We start from the raw sequence: 16,209 nt of genomic DNA, 5'->3' as shown, positions 1-16,209 counted from the left end.
GTCCACCTTTTCATCAATCAGCGTCCAAGTTGGTGATTTGAACCAGCGAAACCCAGCCGTCTAAGTCGGCCGCAGGAGGGCACCCATGCGCGCAAGCAGACTTCCCGGATCCCTGGCATGTTTCCTCGCCCTGGCACTCGCGGCCGCCGGCTGCGGCCTCTCCGGCGGCTCCGACAACGGCGACGCCACGGCCGGCGGCTGCAAGGTCGACAAGGCGAACGTCGGCTCCGGTGCGCTCTCCGGGGACGTCAAGGGCGACATCACCTTCCAGACGACCAACCTGAAGAAGGACTTCGGCGACTACTTCAACGGCGTCATCGCCGCCTTCGAGAAGCAGCACCCGGACACGAAGGTCAAGTGGATCGACGACCCCGGCGACGCCACGTTCACCCAGCGCCTGGTCGCCGACGCGCAGGGCTGCACGCTGCCGGACGTGGTGAACATCAACGTCAACACGGCGGTGGCGCTGACGAAGAACGGCTATCTGCTGAACCTCGACGACAAGGCGCCGGACGCGGGCAAGCCGTTCACCGAGTCGATGTGGAAGTCGAGCACCTACCCCCAGGCCGACGGCACCGAGGTGCACAGCGTGCTGCCCTGGTACTCCGGCGGCATCGTGCAGACCTTCAACACCGACCTGCTGAAGAAGGCGGGCCTGGATCCGGCCAAACCTCCGACGACCGTCCTCGGGCTGTTCGACGACGCCGAGAAGGTAGCCAAGGCCTCCGACGGCAAGTACTTCGCCTTCCTGGCCAACCCCCAACTCCGCATTCCCGCCGACTGGCAGCAGATGGACATCAAGGTGCTGTCCGAGGACGGCAAGAAGTTCACCTTCGCCGACGACCCGAAGACCGCGCAGTGGGTCGAGGGCATGACGAGGCTCTACAAGGCGGGTGCGATGCCGAGGGACTCCCTCTCCTCCACCCAGGACCCGGCCAACGTCTACGGACAGGGCAAGCTGGTCTACGGCCCGACCAACCCCAACTTCCTGCGCTTCATCCAGCAGAACAACCCGACCGTCTACAAGAAGACGGGCGTGGCCCCCTTCACGCTGGACACCCTCGGCCACACCGTCGGTGCCCCGCAGTACATCGGCGTCGCCTCCACGAGCAAGCACGCGACGACCGCGCTGGCCTTCGCACAGTTCCTGACGAACGCCGAGAACCAGCTGGCGTGGGCGAAGGACCCGAACGTCGTCATCTTCCCCTCCACCACCGCCTCGCTCAACGACCCGTTCTTCCAGTCGGTCAAGGGCACCGACCCCTTCGCCGAGGCCCGCAAGATCGTCGCCAGTGACCGCAAGACCGCGACCGCCGACGAAATCGCCCTCACCCCGGGCGAGTTGAATGCGATCGTCGCCCAGATCCAGCTGGCCATGCAGGGCAAGAAGAGCGCCCAGGACGCCCTGGACGAAGCCCAGTCCAAGGCCAACAAGCTGATCGAGCAGGGCAGCTGACGATGGCTCAGCACTCCGCACCGGCCAAGGCGCCCGTCCCCGCTCCCCCGGGGGCGGGCGCCCCGCGCCCCGGCGTCTCCCCCGCACCGCCTCCGCCGGGTCTGCTGCGCCGCGTCCTGCGCTCCGTGACGCCCGGCCCGACGGTGGACGCGGGGGGCGCGGCGCTCTACCGCCGCTGGTGGCTGCCCTGGCTGTGGATGCTCCCGGCGATCGTCGGCACGACCGTGTTCGGGGTGTTCCCGTTCCTCAACACGATCCTGGTGTCCTTCACCGACGCCAAGCCGCTGGGCGGCGCGTACAACCTGGTGGGCCTGGACAACTACCGGCGGATGCTCTCCGACTCCGACTTCTGGCTGGCCACCCGCAACAGCCTGCTGTACGCGCTGATCGTGGTCCCGCTGATGGTGCTGCTGCCGCTGCTGCTCGCGATCCTGGTCGAGAAGAACCTCCCGGGCATCGGCTTCTTCCGTTCCGCCTTCTACACCCCCGTCCTCGCCTCCAGCGTGGTCGTGGGCCTGAGCTGGCAGTGGCTGCTGAGCGACCAGGGGCTGGTCAACACCTGGCTGCAGAAGGCGCACATCATCCAGGGCGCCATCCCCTTCCTGTCCGACTCCTGGCTGATCCTGCTGTCGGCGATGGGCCTGACGCTGTGGAAGGGCCTCGGCTGGTACATGATCTTCTACCTGGCCGCGCTCGGGAACGTCCCCAAGGAGCTGCACGAGGCCGCCTCCGTGGACGGCGCCGGCGCGGTCCGCCGCTTCTGGCACGTCACCGTGCCCGGCGTACGCACGTCGATGATGCTGGTCGGCACCCTCACCGGTATCGGCTCGCTGCGCGTCTTCACCGAGATCTACATGCTCGGCGGTGCCACCGGCGGACCCGGCGGCGCCGACCGCACGCTCCCCTTCTACATCCGGGACGTCGGCCTCGACCCGCTCACCGGCAACGCCGGTTACGGCGCGGCGGTCAGCGTCGCCCTGTTCGCACTCACCCTGGGCCTCACCCTGCTCGCCCAGCGCCTGACGAAGGAGGACGAGGCATGACGACCGCTTCCGAGGGCATGACGACCGCGCCGCCCGAGGCGCGGCGCCGGCGCCTGCTGCCGCGCTGGCGCGACTACGGCCGCCCCCGTGAACTCGTCGTCCGCTACGTGCTGTTGGTCTTCGTCCTGTTCATCACCGTCGGCCCTCTGATCTGGCAGGTGCTGTCGTCGCTCAAGGGTGCCGGCGAGGACGTCTTCGGCGCGGGCGCCTCCCTGATCCCGCACCACCCGACCCTGCGCGCCTACGAGCAGGTCTTCGACCAGGTCCCGGTGTGGACGTACATCAGGAACAGCCTGTTCGTCGCGGTCATCTCCATCGCCAGCCAGCTCGCCTTCTCCACCATGGCCGGCTACATGCTCTCCAAGCCCGGCTGGAAGGGCCGCAAGCTGGTCTGGGTGCTGCTGATGGCCTCCATGATGTTCCCCTTCGAGTCGATCATGGTGTCGCTGTTCCTCAGCGTCCGGGACATGGGCCTGGTCGACAACCTCGTCGGCGTCTGGCTGCCCGGCTTCGTCGCCGCGATCAACGTCCTCATCATGCGGGCGGCGTTCCTGTCCGTCCCGCGCGAGATCGAGGACGCCGCGATGCTGGACGGGGCGGGCGAGTGGAAGCGATTCCGCCACCTCTACCTGCCCTCCGCCTACGGCGCGATCCTGGTCGTCACCATCAACACCTTCATCAGCGCCTGGGACGACTTCCTCTGGCCGCTGATCGTGCTGCGCTCCGAGGAGCACTTCACGCTGACGCTGGGTCTGGCCCGGCTGCAGACGTCGTCGTTCGGGTACGACCAGCGGATGGTGATGGCGGGGTCGGTGATCTCGGTGATTCCGGTGCTGGTGCTCTTCGTGATCACGCAGCGGTGGTTCTACCGGGGGGTGTCCTCGGGGGCCGTGAAGCTCTGAGTCGGTACGGCGGTCAGGGCCGCCCGCGCCGACTCCGCGACCCGGAACTCGACCACCGTGCCTGTGCCGAGCCGGTCGGCGCCGAGCGAGAACGTGACCGTGCGGGTCTCGCCCGGCGCCAGGTCGACGGCCCGGAAGCCGTGCAGTTCCAGCGTGCGCGGCCACACGGGGGTCCGCAGACGGCGCAGGTACAGCTGGGCGACGGAACGGCCCGGGCGCTGACCGGTGTTGGTGACGTCGGCCTCGACTCTCTGCCCGGACAGCCGCGGCGGGCCGTACGCGAAGGTCGTGTAGGAGAGCCCGTGCCCGAAGGAGTAGAGCGGCTCGGCGTCCTCGTCCGCGTAGCCGCCGTACTCGGTGTCCTTGCGGTTGTAGTAGACGGGGAGCTGGGCCGCGGAGCGCGGCACCGAGACCGGCAGCCGGCCGACGGGTTCGGCCAGCCCGAGCAGTACCTCGGCGATCGCCTCGCCGCCCCACGGACCGGGGTACCAGGCGGTGAGCAGGGCGGCTCCGGTGGCGGGGACGACATGCGGTCGGCCCTGGATCAGTACGACCACGGTCGGCGTCCCGGTCGCGGTGACGGCCTCCAGCAGGGCGTTCTGGGCGTTCCCCAGCCGCAGTCCGGCCAGATCGACGCCCTCGCCGCAGGTCATCTCGGAGACGACGGTCCGCGCGGCCCCGTTGGCGTCGAACTCCGTGCCGGGAGTACGTGCGCTGCTGCCGCCCAGCACCAGCACGGCCAGGTCGGAGGCGGCGGCCGCCGCGACCGCCTCGGGGACGCCGGAGAGGTCGTCGCCGGTGAGGGCGCAGCCGCGGGCGTGGCGAACGTCGAGGCCGGGCGGGGCAAGACGCCGTAGCCCGTCGAGCACGCTGACGCCCGTGCCGGGGCGTTGCGGCGCGGTGTAGTCACCCAACTGGTGGGCGACGGTGGCGCAGTGGGGGCCCAGTACGGCGACACGGGAGACGGCCGCCGGGATGGGCAGGACCTGGCCGTCGTTGTGGAGGAGAGTGACCACGCCTCGGGCGACGAGGGTGCTCACCTCCCGGCCACGAGCCGGGGAGGGAGTCGTGGCGCCCTGCGGGTCGAACAGTCCCAGCCGGTACTTGAGCCGCAGGACGCGGGCGACCGCGGTGTCGAGGGCCTCCTCGGCCACCAGGCCCCGCTCGACCGCCTCCTCCAGTTGTGTGAAGCCCTCGTCCCAAAGGCTCAGATCCACACCGGCGTTGAGCGCGAGGGCGCCCGCGGACATCGTGTCGCCGGTGATACGGGCCAGCCGGTCCACCGCGAGACCGTCGGCCATGACCAGTCCCTCGAACCCCCAGCGCCCTCTGAGGAGTTCGGTGAGCAGGGCCCTGTTCCCGGCGCACGGCATCCCGTCGACCTCGTTGTAGGCGGCCATGACGGCGGCGGCCCCGGCGCGGATGCCGGCGCGGGCGGCGGGGAGGTGGATCTCGTGCAGTTCCCGCAGGCCCAGTTCGGACTCGGCGGAGTTGCGGCCGCCGACGGTGGCGCCCTGTCCGGCGAAGTGCTTGAGGACGACGGGGGTCTTGTCGGCGGCGAAGAACTCGGCGGGCTCGCCCTGCATGCCGCGTACGACGGCCTCCGTGAAGCGGGCGGCGAGGTACGGGTCCTCCCCGAAGCACTCCTCGGTGCGGCCCCAGCGCGGGTCGCGGGCGATGTCGAGCGCCGAGACCAGGGCGACATGCCCGCCGCGGGCCCGCAGTTCGGCGGCGGCATGGGCGGCCGCCCGCTCGTACAGCTCGGGATCCCAGGTGGCGCCGACGGCCAGATTGACCGGGAGGACCGTGCCGTCCAGGGCCATCAGCCCGTGCGGCACCTCCTCGACGAACAGCGCCGGAATGCCGAGCCGGCTGCGCTCGACCACATGCCGCTGCACCAGGTCGGCGAGGGCCGCGCCGTCCTCGGCGCCGGGTCCGTCGGTGTGGTCGACGCCGGACCAGGCGTCGGCGCGCTGGAGTCCGTACAGGGCGCCGAGTCCCTCGAAGCGGTCGGTCTCGGCGTACAGGGCCTCGGTGAGTTCGAAGGTGCCGTCGGGGGTGCGGCGGTAGGCGTTCCAGCCGTACATCCGCTGGTTGAGCTGGCCGGCCTTCTCGCGCAGGGTCATGCGGGAGAGAAGGTCGCGGACCCGGGCGTCCACGGGGGCGGCCGGGTCGCGGTAGAGCGGGGTGGGCGGGAGGTCGGCGCGGTGCCGCTGCGCGGCGAAGCCGCTCATCCGTCGTACCCCAGTCGGGCGAGGGCCACGGCGCCTCGGGAGCCGTCCGCCACCCAGTCGAGGGTGAGGCCGAGAGGCCGGAGCCGGGCGGTGAGGGGGTCGGTGAGCGGGCCGTCCGGTCCGAGCAGGCCGCCGGTCGCGACGATGCGCTCACCGGGGCGGGGGGCGAGGGCGCGGACCGTGTCGATGAGGTGGTCGGCGGCCGCGGCGAGGATCCCCTCGGCGACGGCGTCCTCGTGCCCGGCGGCCTCGGCGACCAACGGGGCGAGCTGCGCCAGTCGGACCGGCGGGCGGTCCATGACGGCGGGGAGCAGGTGCATGCGGTAGGCCTCGCGCCGGGCCCTGGTCCAGGCGGCCGTGTCGTACGGGCCCGGAGCATCCGGCGGCCGGACATCCTCCGGCACCCCCAGCGCCCGCCCCACCGACGCCCCCAGCGCCGTCGGCCCGCCCCGCCCGTCCGCCATGCGCAGCGCCACCCGCACCGCCTCCCGCCCGATCCAGAAGCCGCCGCCGTCGTCGCCGAGCAGCCAGCCGTCCCCGCCGACGGTCTCGGCGCACTCGCGTCCGGCGATGCGCACGGCCACCGCGCCGGTGCCGGCCACCAGGGCGAGCCCGTCGGCGGGGTTGCCGGGCGCGGCGGCGAACGCGGCTTCGATGTCGCTGTGGATCTCGACCGATCCGGCGTCGATGCCCAGCCGGCTCAGCGCGACGGTGAGGGCGGCGTGCGCCTTGATGCGGCCCGGCTCGTCCGGCGCCGTCCGCGAGGCGCCCGCGAACCCTCCCGCCACGGCCGCCACATGGCCGCGCAGCTCTTCCGGCACCGCCAGCGCGAGGGCCTCGGCGAGGTGCTCGATGAGCTGCGGTCCCGGGACGGTCAGCGCGTTGCCGGGGCCGGAGACGCCCTCACCCTCGGGATCGCCCCCGTGCGCGGGCGCCAGGACGGCGCGCGTGCGGGTGCCGCCGGCGTCGAGGCCGACGACGTACTCCGGAGCCCTACCGGACGAGGTTTGGTTCAAATCACTATTCATTGCCGACCATGGTGGTTGATACATTCGCAAGGAACAAGAGCCAAGCCCTGCCCCATGAGCCAAGCCCGGAACCCGCGGGCGGGCCCGGCCCGAGGAGGATCCCATCCACACGCTCCGCTTCGGCGTCAACTACACGCCCCGCCACGGCTGGTTCCACTCCTGGCACGACTTCGACCCGGCACGCGCGCGTGAGGACCTGGACCGGATCGCCGGTCTCGGCCTCGACCACGTCCGCGTGTTCCACCTCTGGCCGCTGCTCCAGCCGAACCGCACCCTCGTCCGCACCGCGGCGGTCGACCAGTTGGCGCACCTCGTGGACCTGGCCGGCGAGGCCGGTCTCGACGTCATGGTGGACGGCGTCCAGGGCCACCTGTCGAGCTTCGACTTCTACCCGGAGTGGACCCGCAGCTGGCACCACCGCAACGTGTTCACAGACCCGGAGGCCATCGAGGCCCAGGCCACCCTCCTGCGCACCCTCGGCCGCGCCCTGACCGGCCGCCCGAACCTCATCGGCCTCCAGCTCGGCAACGAGCTCAACAACCTGGTCGAGCACAACCCGGTGACGGCGGACGAGGTCGACCACTACCTCGACACCCTGCTGGCCGCCGCCCGGGACGGACTCGGCGCGAACGGCGGCCTGGTCACGCACTCCGCGTACGACGCCGCCTGGTACGGCGACGACCACCCCTTCACCCCCGAGGCCTCCGCCCGCAAGGGCGACCTGACCACCGTCCACCCCTGGGTGTTCTCCGGCGACTGCGCCCGCCGCTACGGCCCCCGCTCCCCGCAGGTCCGCCACCTCGCCGAGTACGGCACCGAGCTGGCCAAGGCGTACGCCACCGACCCCGCCCGCCCCGTCTGGGTCCAGGAGACGGGCGCGCCCGAGCCGCACATCCCGGCCGCCGACGCGCCGGAGTTCGCGCGGGCGACCGTACGGAACGCGGCCGAGTGCGCGGGGCTGTGGGGGGTCACCTGGTGGTGCTCGCACGACGTGGACCGGTCACTGGCCGACTTCCCGGAGCTGGAGTACACCCTGGGCCTGTTCGACTCCTCCGGCCGCCCCAAGCCGATCGCCGAGGCACTCGCCCAGGCCATCGCCGAACTGCGCCAAGACCCTCAGCCCGCACAGCCGCGCCCCACGGCCCTGGTTCTGGACTGCACGCCGGGCACTCGGTCGGTGTCCGGTCCGGGCGGCGCGTACTTCGAGGCGTGGATGCGGATGCGGACGGAAGGCGTTCGCCCGGCGGTGGTCCTGGCCGCGCGGGCGCAGGACGCCCAGTACCTGGCGGCGCGGGGGATCAAGGAGGTCGTACGGCCGTCCTGAGCGACGTGTGACCGGCGGGCGCGCCTCAGCCGTCGGCGAGGCCCGCCAACACCTCGGCGACCGCCCTCAGGTTCGCCCGCCCGCGCCCGTACGAGCACAGCGCGCCGCCCTCCGGCAACCCCGTGTCCACCCGTACCGCGTCCGGCCGCCGGGCCAACAGGGCGTCCCGCAACCGCAGTTGCCAGGGATGCAGCCCGGCGTCGCAGGTGGCGACGACCAGGGGCGCGTCTCCGCAGCGGCGCAGCATCCCGTCGACGAGCTCGGCCGGATCCGCCGGTTCACCGGTGACCGAGGTGCCCGTCGCCGTGGGGTCGGCGGCGCGCACCTCGGTCAGCAGGTCCTCGCCGCCCCAGTTGAGCGCGGGGTGCGGCGGCGGGAAGAGGTCGACGACATGGGCCCCGCGTACGGCGGGCGGTACGCCCCGGCCGCGTACGGCCCGGCGCGCGGCCGCGAGACCGGCCTCCGCGTCCCAGCCGGCGACCACGAGGGGCGGGGTCGCATAACGCGCGGCGAGCCGCCGCACCCGCCCCGAGGCCTCCAGGACGCGTTCCTCGGCCAGCACGCCGGTCCGCAGCGCGTCCAGCACCGCGTCCCGACAGGCCAGGGTGACAACCAGGTCCCCCACGGCGACGACGACCTGGTCCGCGCCCGCCGCGAGCGCGATGCGCGCGCCGGCCGCCTCGCCGTACTCCTCGGCGATCGCCTTCATCTCCAGCGCGTCGCTGACGAGGACGCCGTCGAAGCCGAGGTCATGGCGGAGCAGGTCGCCCAGGATGCGCCGGCTGAGCGTGGCGGGGCGGTTGGGGTCCAGCTCCGGGAAGACGACATGGGCGCTCATCAGCATCGGCACGCCCGCGGCGACGGCCGCGCGGAACGGTTCGAGGTCGGCGCGGAGTTCGTCGTACGGCCTCGGGTCGACCGCCATGCCGTGGTGGCTGTCGGTGACGGTGCCGCCGTGGCCCGGGAAGTGCTTGGCGCAGGAGGCTATGCCGCGCGCCTCGGTGGCGGTGATCCAGGCGCGCAGATGGCGGGCGGCGAGTTCGGGGTCGGCGCCGAAGGAGCGGGTGCGCACGATCGGGTTGTCCGGCCGGTGCTGGAGGTCGGCCACGGGGGCGTAGGAGGCGGTGATGCCGAGGGTGGCCAGGTGCGCGGCCAGCGCGTCGGCGCAGCGGGCGGTCAGGGCGGTGTCGTCGGCGACGCCGAGGGCGTAGGAGCCGGGGACGTCGGGGGCGCCGGCGCTCACCAGGTGGCCGATCCCGCCGCCCTCGTTGTCGATGGCGACGAGGAGGTCCGGGCGGATGGCCCGCAGCTCGTCCGTGAGGCGGCGGACCTGCTGTGCGTCGCGGATGTTGCGGGTGAAGAGGATGACCCCGCCGAGGCCGCGGTCGACGAGCTCCTTGAGCGTGTCCGGCACGCTCGTGGCCCCGTCGAACCCGGCGACGAGGCAGCGGTGGGCGGCTTCGTCCAGGGCGGCGGGGAGTGCGCTCGACCTGGGCGATATGTGCTCGAAGTGGCTCACCCCGGTAATGCTCTGGCTCGGTCAGCCGAAAGTCAACCTTCCCATGGCTGGCTGATTCAACAGCGGTCTACCAGGGGTCGGGCGCCGGGAACGCGACGAGGCCGCCGAGAATGCGGTTGTACGGTGATCGCCCCGGCGTCTAACCTCGGCCTCCATCGGCGTGTAGCTCAGTAGCAGAGCACCGGGCTGTAAACCCGGAGGGCGCAGGGGCGGAACCTGCCACGCCGGCTATGAACGACAACGCTGAGCAGCAGCCCCTCACCGCGGCCCCGCCCTATGTGGCAGCCCAGCTGGCCAAGGCCTTCACGACCGCGCTGACCCACGAGGACCCCGGCACCCGGCGCCGCGCCGAGGTGCGCGGGCAGCGCTGGCGTGCGGTCCTCGCGGGGATGGCCGCGGGCCGGCTGACGGTGGGGTCGCGCACCCCGGTGGCCGGGCTGCCGGCCTGGGTGACACCCGAGGTGGTGCGGGGCGGCTTCGCCACGGGAACCCCGAGCGCGGGCGGCCCGCTCCAGCCGTACGAGACCGAGGCGGGGGAGCGTTTCGGGGTACCGGCCGAGCGGCGCGCGCTCTTCGCCCACTGCCTCACCGAGGCGGGACTCATCTGGCTGTGGGCCCGGCTGGACAGCGGCGACTACGAGGTCGGCGTGCCCGAGGAGGCCGCGCTGCTCACCATGGCCTGGCTGGTGCGGCACGGGGCGACGGACGCGGCGCTGGATCTCGCGGCCGAACTGGAGCCGTTCGCCGACCGGCTGCGCCTGCTGCCCCGGCCGGCGGAGGGTCCGGCAGCGGAGACCGGCCCGGCGGACGCCGCCGCGGCCGTCCACCGCCACACCGTCTCCGACGCCGTCGACACCCTGGTGCGGCGGCGCCCGAACGCGGCCGTCGAGACCCAGCGCGAGGCACTCGCCGTATGGCAGCCGTTCGGCGACGAGCTGCTCCTGCACTGGCTGGAGACAGGAGAGGACGGCCGGGCGCTCGAACTCGCCCCGGACGCCGACTGGTTGGCGCGCGGCGGCGCCCTGCTGGCCCGCTACCGACGCCTGGCCGCGGAACACACCCGCTGCACCAAGCACCGCGACCCCAAGGAGAACCTGGGCATTCTGCGGGGCGCGCTGGAGGAGACCGTCGCCGGACGGCCGTTGGACGCGCGCCGGCTCGGTCTGCTGCGGCACGCGGTGCGGTCCATGGTGCGGCGACGCGGCCTGCCCGGCTCCGCCCCGCACACGGCCCTGCGCCGACGCCAGGCCGAGCAGGCGGCGCTCCCCTCCCACCACGCCCTGGCCCAACTGGTGCTGCGCCGGCTCTCCGTACTGCCCCAGGAGACGGGCGTACCCGACGTCGCCCCGCTCGTCCGCGCCGTGACGGAGGAGGAGAGCCGGGAGACCGGCCTGCCCGCCGGGGCGGCCGTACCGCCGACGATCCGGCAGGTGGCCGAGTCCGCGCTGAGCGCGCCGATCGGCACGCTCGTGGAGCAGGGCGTCGTCCCGTCCGCCGAGGTACTGGCCGAGCTGGTACCGCAGTTGGTGGCCGCCACCACCGCGCAGGCGTACCGCGACGCGACACTGCGGGCGCTGATGGCCGCGAACTACCGGGCGTTCCGGGGCCGCCGTTCCCTGCTCCTGCTCAACCTGGAAGGGCAGGTGCGTGTCGAGGAACTGCCCTGGGTGCGGGCGGTGTCCGGGCAGCGCGCCGCGGTGATCGGCAAGCCGGACGGAGAAGGCGCGCTCGACGTGCTGCGGCAGCTGGGCGAGCTGGCCGTGCAGGCCTTCCCGGGCACGATCCTGCCCAACCCGCTCGTCCGCGAGCTCGTCGTGCTGGCCCGCCAGTGCGATCTGGGCGCCCCGTTCGTGGAGGAGCTGGCCGCCGACATCTTCATGGACACGTTCAGCCCGAAGTTCCTCACGGCGGCACGGATCGCGGGTGAGCTGCTGGGCGGCACGCTGTACGAGCGCTACTACGGCATCGACTACGGGGCGATCCGCAACCTGGCGATCACCGAGACGGGCGCGGCACTGAGCCGTTCGTACGGCGCCCGTACGTCTCCCGGTTTCGCGCGCCTGTGCACCGAGCGCGCCGGAACCGCGTCCGGGGCCGCATCCGGGGCCGCATCCGGGGCCGGGGCCTGGTCGGTTGCGGCGAACGGCATGGTGATCGAGCAGGCGCAGATCCTCACCACGCACAACCTGGCCACGCTGGTCCACCGGGTGGGCATCGCCCCGCAGCCCGGCTGGGCCGACCTGGCGCACCGCAGCTTCGTCACCGTGTGCCGCCTGACCGCCCGCGTGCACGACAACCGGCGTCCACTGCCGACCATCAAGGACGCGGCGTACGCCTGGCGCCAGATGCTGTTCCACCTGTCCCTGTGCCCGCCCGACGCACAGCGGCGGTTCCTCGCCGGCCTGGACGAGGAGACGGCCCGCCACCCCGCCCACGTCAGGACCCGACTGGCCCCCGCCCTGGCAGGCCTGCTCCTGGTCGCCGAGGGCGGCGCCTTCGACCCGGCCGGCACGTCCGACAGCGGCCGCGCCCGCCGCTTCCTGGGGTGGAGCACCGGGGGGCACTGGATGCGGTGAGAGCGGGCGCAGGGGCGGGCCGGTGCGGGCGACGCCGGACAGCCACCCCTGCGCCCCAGCAGCATCACGGGCACCTCGGCGCAGGCGACGGCAGGGCAACCTCCCCGGTCGCGTCGCTCACCCGCCGACGTCGCTTCGGCTGCCGGACACCACGGCGTCACACCGGGCGGGCACGTTTTCGGCGTCCCCTCCTGCCTCGCCCTCTAGCCGTCGCCCCGCGTCCGCGCGGCGGTGACGCGGAAGGACGACCGCGCCGTGTCCTCGCTCCCGCTCAGCGATCTCCCCGGACCGCTGCCCGCCTGTCCCGCCCCCGCTCCCGCTCCCGCTCCCGCCTGCGCCCCCACCCGCTCCCCCTTCTCCCCCGCACGCCTCACCCGCCACGCGCTGACCCTGCTCCCGCTCCTGCTGATCGGAGCGTGGGCGGTGGCCGACTGGCGCACCTTCGCCGACGGCGCCACCCGGCTCGCCTCCGCCGACCCCTGGTGGCTGCTCGCCGGCCTCTTCTTCACCTGCATGGGCTGGGTGGCCGCCGCGTGCGTCCGCCAAGGGGCCCTACCGGAACGGCTCCCGCCCGGCCTGCTGCTCGCATCGCAGTTCGCGGCCGGCGCCGCGAACCACGTACTGCCGGCGAGCATCGGCGCCCATGCCGTCACCCTGCGCTTCCTGCAGAACCGCGGCATCCCCCTGGCCCGGGCCACCGCCTCACTCGCCCTGTACTCACTGGTCAAGCCGATCGCGAAGACAGCGGTGCTGCTCGGCTTCCTCGTGGCCTTCCCCGAACTGCTGCACCTGGGCGCACTCGTCCCGGACGAACGGACGTTGCTCCTGGTGGCCGCAGGTGTGACGGTCACCCTCGCCACCGCGGGCACCCTCGCCGCAGCGGTCCGGCCACTGCGCCGCCCCCTCGTCTGCTGCGTACGCGCCGCCCTGACCGACGCGCGGATCCTGCACACCCGGCCCAGCCGCGTCCTCGCCCTGTGGGTCGGGGCCGCCGCCACCCCGCTGCTCCAGGCGAGCGTGATCGCCTCGGTCGGCTTCGCGCTCGGCCTGCCGCTGTCCTGGACGCAGGCGACCCTCGCCCTCCTGCTCGCCAGCACCGCGGTGGGCGCCGTGCCCGCACCGGGCGGCATCGGCCCCGTCGACGCGGCGCTGGTGTTCACGATGGTCACCTTCGGCGCACCGATGAGCCTCGCCGCGGCCACGGTCATCGGCTACCGCGTCCTGACGGTCTGGATACCCCTGCTGCCGGGCGCACTCGTGCTCTCGATCCTGGTCCAGCGCAAGGTCCTCTGAGCCGCCGGCACCCTCGCAGCGCGAACGCGACGTGGCCGGCGGGCGCGAACTCCTCGCCCGCGATGCCGACCGCACCGTCGACGCCCGGCCCCTCGACCACCCGGGCCCGCGCGCTACTCCTCCTGGACCCGCACCACGGCCACGGTGATGTTGTCGGGCCCGCCCGCCTCGATGGCGGCCTTCCACAGCTCGAAGGCCGCCCGGCCGTCGTCGTGCTCCCGCAGGACCTCCTCCAGTACGTCCTCCTTCACCGGGTCCGTCAGCCCGTCCGAGCAGACGAGGTAGCGAACGCCGGGGGTGAGGGACTCGGCCATGACATGGGGCTGGACGGCGCGATAGGCCGGCGAGCCGCCGAGGCACTGGGTGACGAGGGAGGTGGTGTGCCCGGCCGGGTGCGGTGGGCTGTCGTCGACGCTCACCTGGCGCAGCCCGTCGCCGGAGACCGCGAAGACCCGGCTGTCGCCCACGTTGAACGCCAGCACCGAGTCGGGCTGTACGACAACTCCGGCGACCGTCGACCCCATGCCGGACAGCGCGCCCGCCTCGTCGCCCCCGGCCGCCTGGTACACGGCGCGGTTGCAGGTGTTCAGGGCGTCACGGACGGCGACCTCGCTGCTCAGGGCGGGACCGAGCGAGGCGATCCGGCGGACGACCAGGGCACTGGCCACGTCGCCGCCGGGATGCCCGCCCAGCCCGTCGGCGACGGCCACGACCAAGGGCGTCCCGAGCGGGAAGATCAGGGTCTGCGGATTCTCGGTGACGGTGGCGCACAGCGTCCACGGCCCGACGACGAGGCTGTCCTCGTTGCGCTCGCGCAACAGCCCGGGATGGCTGATCACACTCACCGCGACGTACGACATACAGCGCCACCGCCTTCCCGCACCGGGCCGGACTGACCACCGGGGCCGGGCGTCGACGTCCCTTACGAGTCTACGAACACCGGCATCCGGCGTGCCAGCGCGACCAGCGGCCGCACCCCTCCCGGGTCAGCCCTCGTCCGGCGTCAGCCGCAGCGAGATGCTGTTGATGCAGTACCGCTGGTCCGTCGGGGTCGGATACCCCTCACCCTCGAAGACATGCCCGAGATGCGACCCGCACCGGGCGCACCGGACCTCGGTCCGCGCCATCCCGTGCGAGCGGTCCTCGATGAGCTCCACCGCGTCGGTGTCCTTCGGGTCGTAGAAGGACGGCCAGCCGCAGTGGGACTCGAACTTGGTGGTGGAGGTGAAGAGTTCGGCGCCGCAGGCGCGGCAGGAGTAGACGCCCGTCGTCTTGGTGTTGGTGTACTCACCCGTGAAGGCGGGCTCCGTGCCGGCTTGGCGCAGGACGGCGTACTCGGCCGGGGTCAGCTCCGTGCGCCACTGCTCGTCCGGCTTTTCGACGTCGTACGACATGAGTGCTTGCCCCTCACTTCGACAGGCGGTCCAGGATGAGCGGGCCGAGGTCGGTGACATCGCCCGCGCCCATGGTGAGAACGAGATCACCGGGCTTCGCCATTCCCGCGATCAGCGCGGGCACCTCGCCCTTGTCGCGCACCGCCGTCACCTCGGCGTCCGCCGCCCGGGCCGCCTCGATGATCAGGTCGCTGGTGACACCGGGGATCGGGTCCTCGCGGGCCGGATAGATGTCCAGGACCAGGGAGGAGTCCGCGAGGGCGAGGGCATCGCCCATCTCCTTGCCGAGCTCCTGCGTCCGGGAGAAGAGGTGGGGCTGGTAGACGACCAGGATGCGGGCGTCACCGGCGGCCGCGCGCATCGCTTCCAGGTCGGCCGTCATCTCGGTCGGGTGATGGGCGTAGGAGTCGATGACCTGGACGCCCGCGGCCTCGCCCTTCAGCTGGAGACGCCGCTTGACGCCCGTGTAGGCCGCCAGCGCGGGGGCCAGCTCGGCGGCCGGGACACCGAGCGCCGCGCCCGCCGCCAGCGCGGCCACGGCGTTGAGCGCGTAGTGGCGGCCGGGGACGGAGACCGTGAAGGTGAGCTCCTGGCCGCCCAGGAGGACGGTGACCTGGCTCTTCAGCCCCTGCGCCAGCACGGACAGGACCCGTACGTCGGCGTCCTCCGCCTCGCCGTACGTCACCACCCGCACGTCGTGCGCGGCGACCCGCCGGGTCAGCTCCCGCGCCCCGTCCTGGTCCGCCGAGATCACCAGCGTGCCGCCGTCGGTGATGCGGTCCGCGAACGTCTCGAAGGACTCGTAGATCTCGTCCATCGACGCGTAGTTGGCGTGGTGGTCGAGCTCGACGTTCAGGACGATCGCGACGTCGGGCGCGTACTTGTGGAAGCTGCGGTCCGATTCATCCGCCTCGGCGACGAAGATGTCGCCGTCGCCGTGCAGGGCGTTCGAGCCGGGGGCGTCGAGGTCGCCGCCGATGGCGTAGGACGGCTTGAGGCCCAGCTCGCTCAGGGAGACCGCCAGCATCGACGTCGTGGTCGTCTTGCCGTGCGTACCGGCGACGGCGATCGGGCGCATCCCGTCCATCAGCGAGGCGAGCGCGTCGGAGCGGTGCACCACCGGGATGCCCAGCTCGGCGGCGCGGGCCAGCTCGGGGTTGTCCTGCCGGATCGCCGACGACACGACGACACAGCTGGCGTCGTCGGCGATGTGCTCCGCCGCATGCCCGATGTGCACGGTCACGCCCAGCGCCCGAAGCGCCTCGGCCGTCCCGGACTCCTTGGCATCACTGCCCGCCACCTTGGCCCCACGCTGCGCGAGAATCTTCGCGATCCCCGACATACCGGCCCCACCGATGCCGATGAAGTGCGGTCGGTCCATGGCGGTGGGAAGGCCGGGTGCCATGCGTGTTCTCCCAAGATTGCGGTACGACGATGAGG

At 72.8% G+C, this 16,209-nt stretch carries 12 protein-coding genes and 1 tRNA gene; 7 read left to right on the top strand and 6 right to left on the bottom strand.

The genetic code is table 11. From position 1 onward, the window contains the following. Positions 1-85 precede the first annotated feature (85 nt). The 3 genes from AB5J49_RS36795 to AB5J49_RS36785 are packed head-to-tail and all read left to right on the top strand — an operon-like array spanning position 86 to position 3,401. Complete coding sequence (locus AB5J49_RS36795; protein ID WP_369173167.1) at positions 86-1,456, top strand: extracellular solute-binding protein; 1,371 nt, start codon at positions 86-88, stop codon at positions 1,454-1,456. Positions 1,457-1,458: 2 nt separating this feature from the next. Next, positions 1,459-2,499: a carbohydrate ABC transporter permease gene (locus AB5J49_RS36790; protein WP_369173166.1), complete on the top strand. Its 1,041-nt coding sequence runs from the start codon at positions 1,459-1,461 to the stop codon at positions 2,497-2,499. Between the two features lie 17 nt (positions 2,500-2,516). Beyond that, entirely contained in the window at positions 2,517-3,401 is an 885-nt protein-coding gene (locus AB5J49_RS36785; RefSeq protein ID WP_369175377.1) for a carbohydrate ABC transporter permease, read from the top strand. Here the strand turns inward: AB5J49_RS36785 and AB5J49_RS36780 are convergent. Beyond that, on the bottom strand, positions 3,365-5,635 hold the full coding sequence (locus tag AB5J49_RS36780) for a glycoside hydrolase family 3 N-terminal domain-containing protein (protein ID WP_369173165.1): 2,271 nt from the start codon (positions 5,633-5,635) through the stop codon (positions 3,365-3,367). The genes AB5J49_RS36785 and AB5J49_RS36780 overlap by 37 nt on opposite strands. After that, positions 5,632-6,651 (bottom strand): N-acetylglucosamine kinase, encoded by a 1,020-nt coding sequence (locus tag AB5J49_RS36775; RefSeq protein WP_369173164.1) that lies wholly within the window; start codon positions 6,649-6,651, stop codon positions 5,632-5,634. Before AB5J49_RS36775 ends, AB5J49_RS36780 begins: the two co-directional genes overlap by 4 nt. A gap of 115 nt (positions 6,652-6,766) precedes the next feature. Between AB5J49_RS36775 and AB5J49_RS36770 the strand changes: the two genes are divergently transcribed. Further along, positions 6,767-7,987: a glycosyl hydrolase gene (locus AB5J49_RS36770; protein WP_369175376.1), complete on the top strand. Its 1,221-nt coding sequence runs from the start codon at positions 6,767-6,769 to the stop codon at positions 7,985-7,987. 25 nt (positions 7,988-8,012) lie between these two features. On the opposite strand, the gene nagZ is transcribed toward AB5J49_RS36770, so the two are convergent. After that, on the bottom strand, positions 8,013-9,506 hold the full coding sequence (nagZ, locus tag AB5J49_RS36765; protein WP_369173163.1) for a beta-N-acetylhexosaminidase: 1,494 nt from the start codon (positions 9,504-9,506) through the stop codon (positions 8,013-8,015). A gap of 156 nt (positions 9,507-9,662) precedes the next feature. Between nagZ and AB5J49_RS36760 the strand changes: the two genes are divergently transcribed. The 3 genes from AB5J49_RS36760 to AB5J49_RS36750 all read left to right on the top strand — a co-directional run bounded on the left by AB5J49_RS36760 (position 9,663) and on the right by AB5J49_RS36750 (position 13,375). Continuing rightward, positions 9,663-9,734 (top strand) — tRNA-Tyr (locus tag AB5J49_RS36760). A gap of 2 nt (positions 9,735-9,736) precedes the next feature. Beyond that, positions 9,737-12,082, top strand: coding sequence for a hypothetical protein (locus tag AB5J49_RS36755; RefSeq protein ID WP_369173162.1), 2,346 nt, complete (start codon positions 9,737-9,739; stop codon positions 12,080-12,082). Between the two features lie 255 nt (positions 12,083-12,337). Then, positions 12,338-13,375, top strand: a complete 1,038-nt coding sequence (locus tag AB5J49_RS36750; protein ID WP_369173161.1) for a YbhN family protein — start codon at positions 12,338-12,340, stop codon at positions 13,373-13,375. A gap of 113 nt (positions 13,376-13,488) precedes the next feature. Here AB5J49_RS36750 and AB5J49_RS36745 read toward each other — a convergent pair whose 3' ends face one another. The 3 genes from AB5J49_RS36745 to murC all read right to left on the bottom strand — a co-directional run bounded on the left by AB5J49_RS36745 (position 13,489) and on the right by murC (position 16,174). Beyond that, on the bottom strand, positions 13,489-14,235 hold the full coding sequence (locus AB5J49_RS36745) for a PP2C family serine/threonine-protein phosphatase (RefSeq protein WP_369173160.1): 747 nt from the start codon (positions 14,233-14,235) through the stop codon (positions 13,489-13,491). A 126-nt stretch (positions 14,236-14,361) separates the two neighbouring features. Beyond that, positions 14,362-14,769, bottom strand: coding sequence for a peptide-methionine (R)-S-oxide reductase MsrB (gene msrB, locus AB5J49_RS36740; RefSeq protein ID WP_369173159.1), 408 nt, complete (start codon positions 14,767-14,769; stop codon positions 14,362-14,364). Positions 14,770-14,782: 13 nt separating this feature from the next. Next, on the bottom strand, positions 14,783-16,174 hold the full coding sequence (gene murC, locus AB5J49_RS36735) for a UDP-N-acetylmuramate--L-alanine ligase (protein ID WP_369173158.1): 1,392 nt from the start codon (positions 16,172-16,174) through the stop codon (positions 14,783-14,785). Positions 16,175-16,209: the final 35 nt, after the last annotated feature.

Origin of the sequence: Streptomyces sp. R28, assembly GCF_041052385.1 — a bacterium.
Classification (GTDB): Bacteria; Actinomycetota; Actinomycetes; order Streptomycetales; family Streptomycetaceae; genus Streptomyces.
This window is presented reverse-complemented; position numbering and strand designations above follow the sequence as displayed.

Excerpts from the sequence above, each read along its gene's own strand:
- AB5J49_RS36790 (WP_369173166.1), top strand. The coding sequence starts at position 1,459 with ATGGCTCAGCACTCCGCACCGGCCAAGGCGCCCGTCCCCGCTCCCCCG.
- AB5J49_RS36780 (WP_369173165.1), bottom strand. The coding sequence starts at position 5,635 with ATGAGCGGCTTCGCCGCGCAGCGGCACCGCGCCGACCTCCCGCCCACC.
- AB5J49_RS36755 (WP_369173162.1), top strand. The coding sequence starts at position 9,737 with ATGAACGACAACGCTGAGCAGCAGCCCCTCACCGCGGCCCCGCCCTAT.
- AB5J49_RS36795 (WP_369173167.1), top strand. The coding sequence starts at position 86 with ATGCGCGCAAGCAGACTTCCCGGATCCCTGGCATGTTTCCTCGCCCTG.
- murC (WP_369173158.1), bottom strand. The coding sequence starts at position 16,174 with ATGGCACCCGGCCTTCCCACCGCCATGGACCGACCGCACTTCATCGGC.
- AB5J49_RS36745 (WP_369173160.1), bottom strand. The coding sequence starts at position 14,235 with ATGTCGTACGTCGCGGTGAGTGTGATCAGCCATCCCGGGCTGTTGCGC.
- AB5J49_RS36785 (WP_369175377.1), top strand. The coding sequence starts at position 2,517 with ATGACGACCGCGCCGCCCGAGGCGCGGCGCCGGCGCCTGCTGCCGCGC.
- msrB (WP_369173159.1), bottom strand. The coding sequence starts at position 14,769 with ATGTCGTACGACGTCGAAAAGCCGGACGAGCAGTGGCGCACGGAGCTG.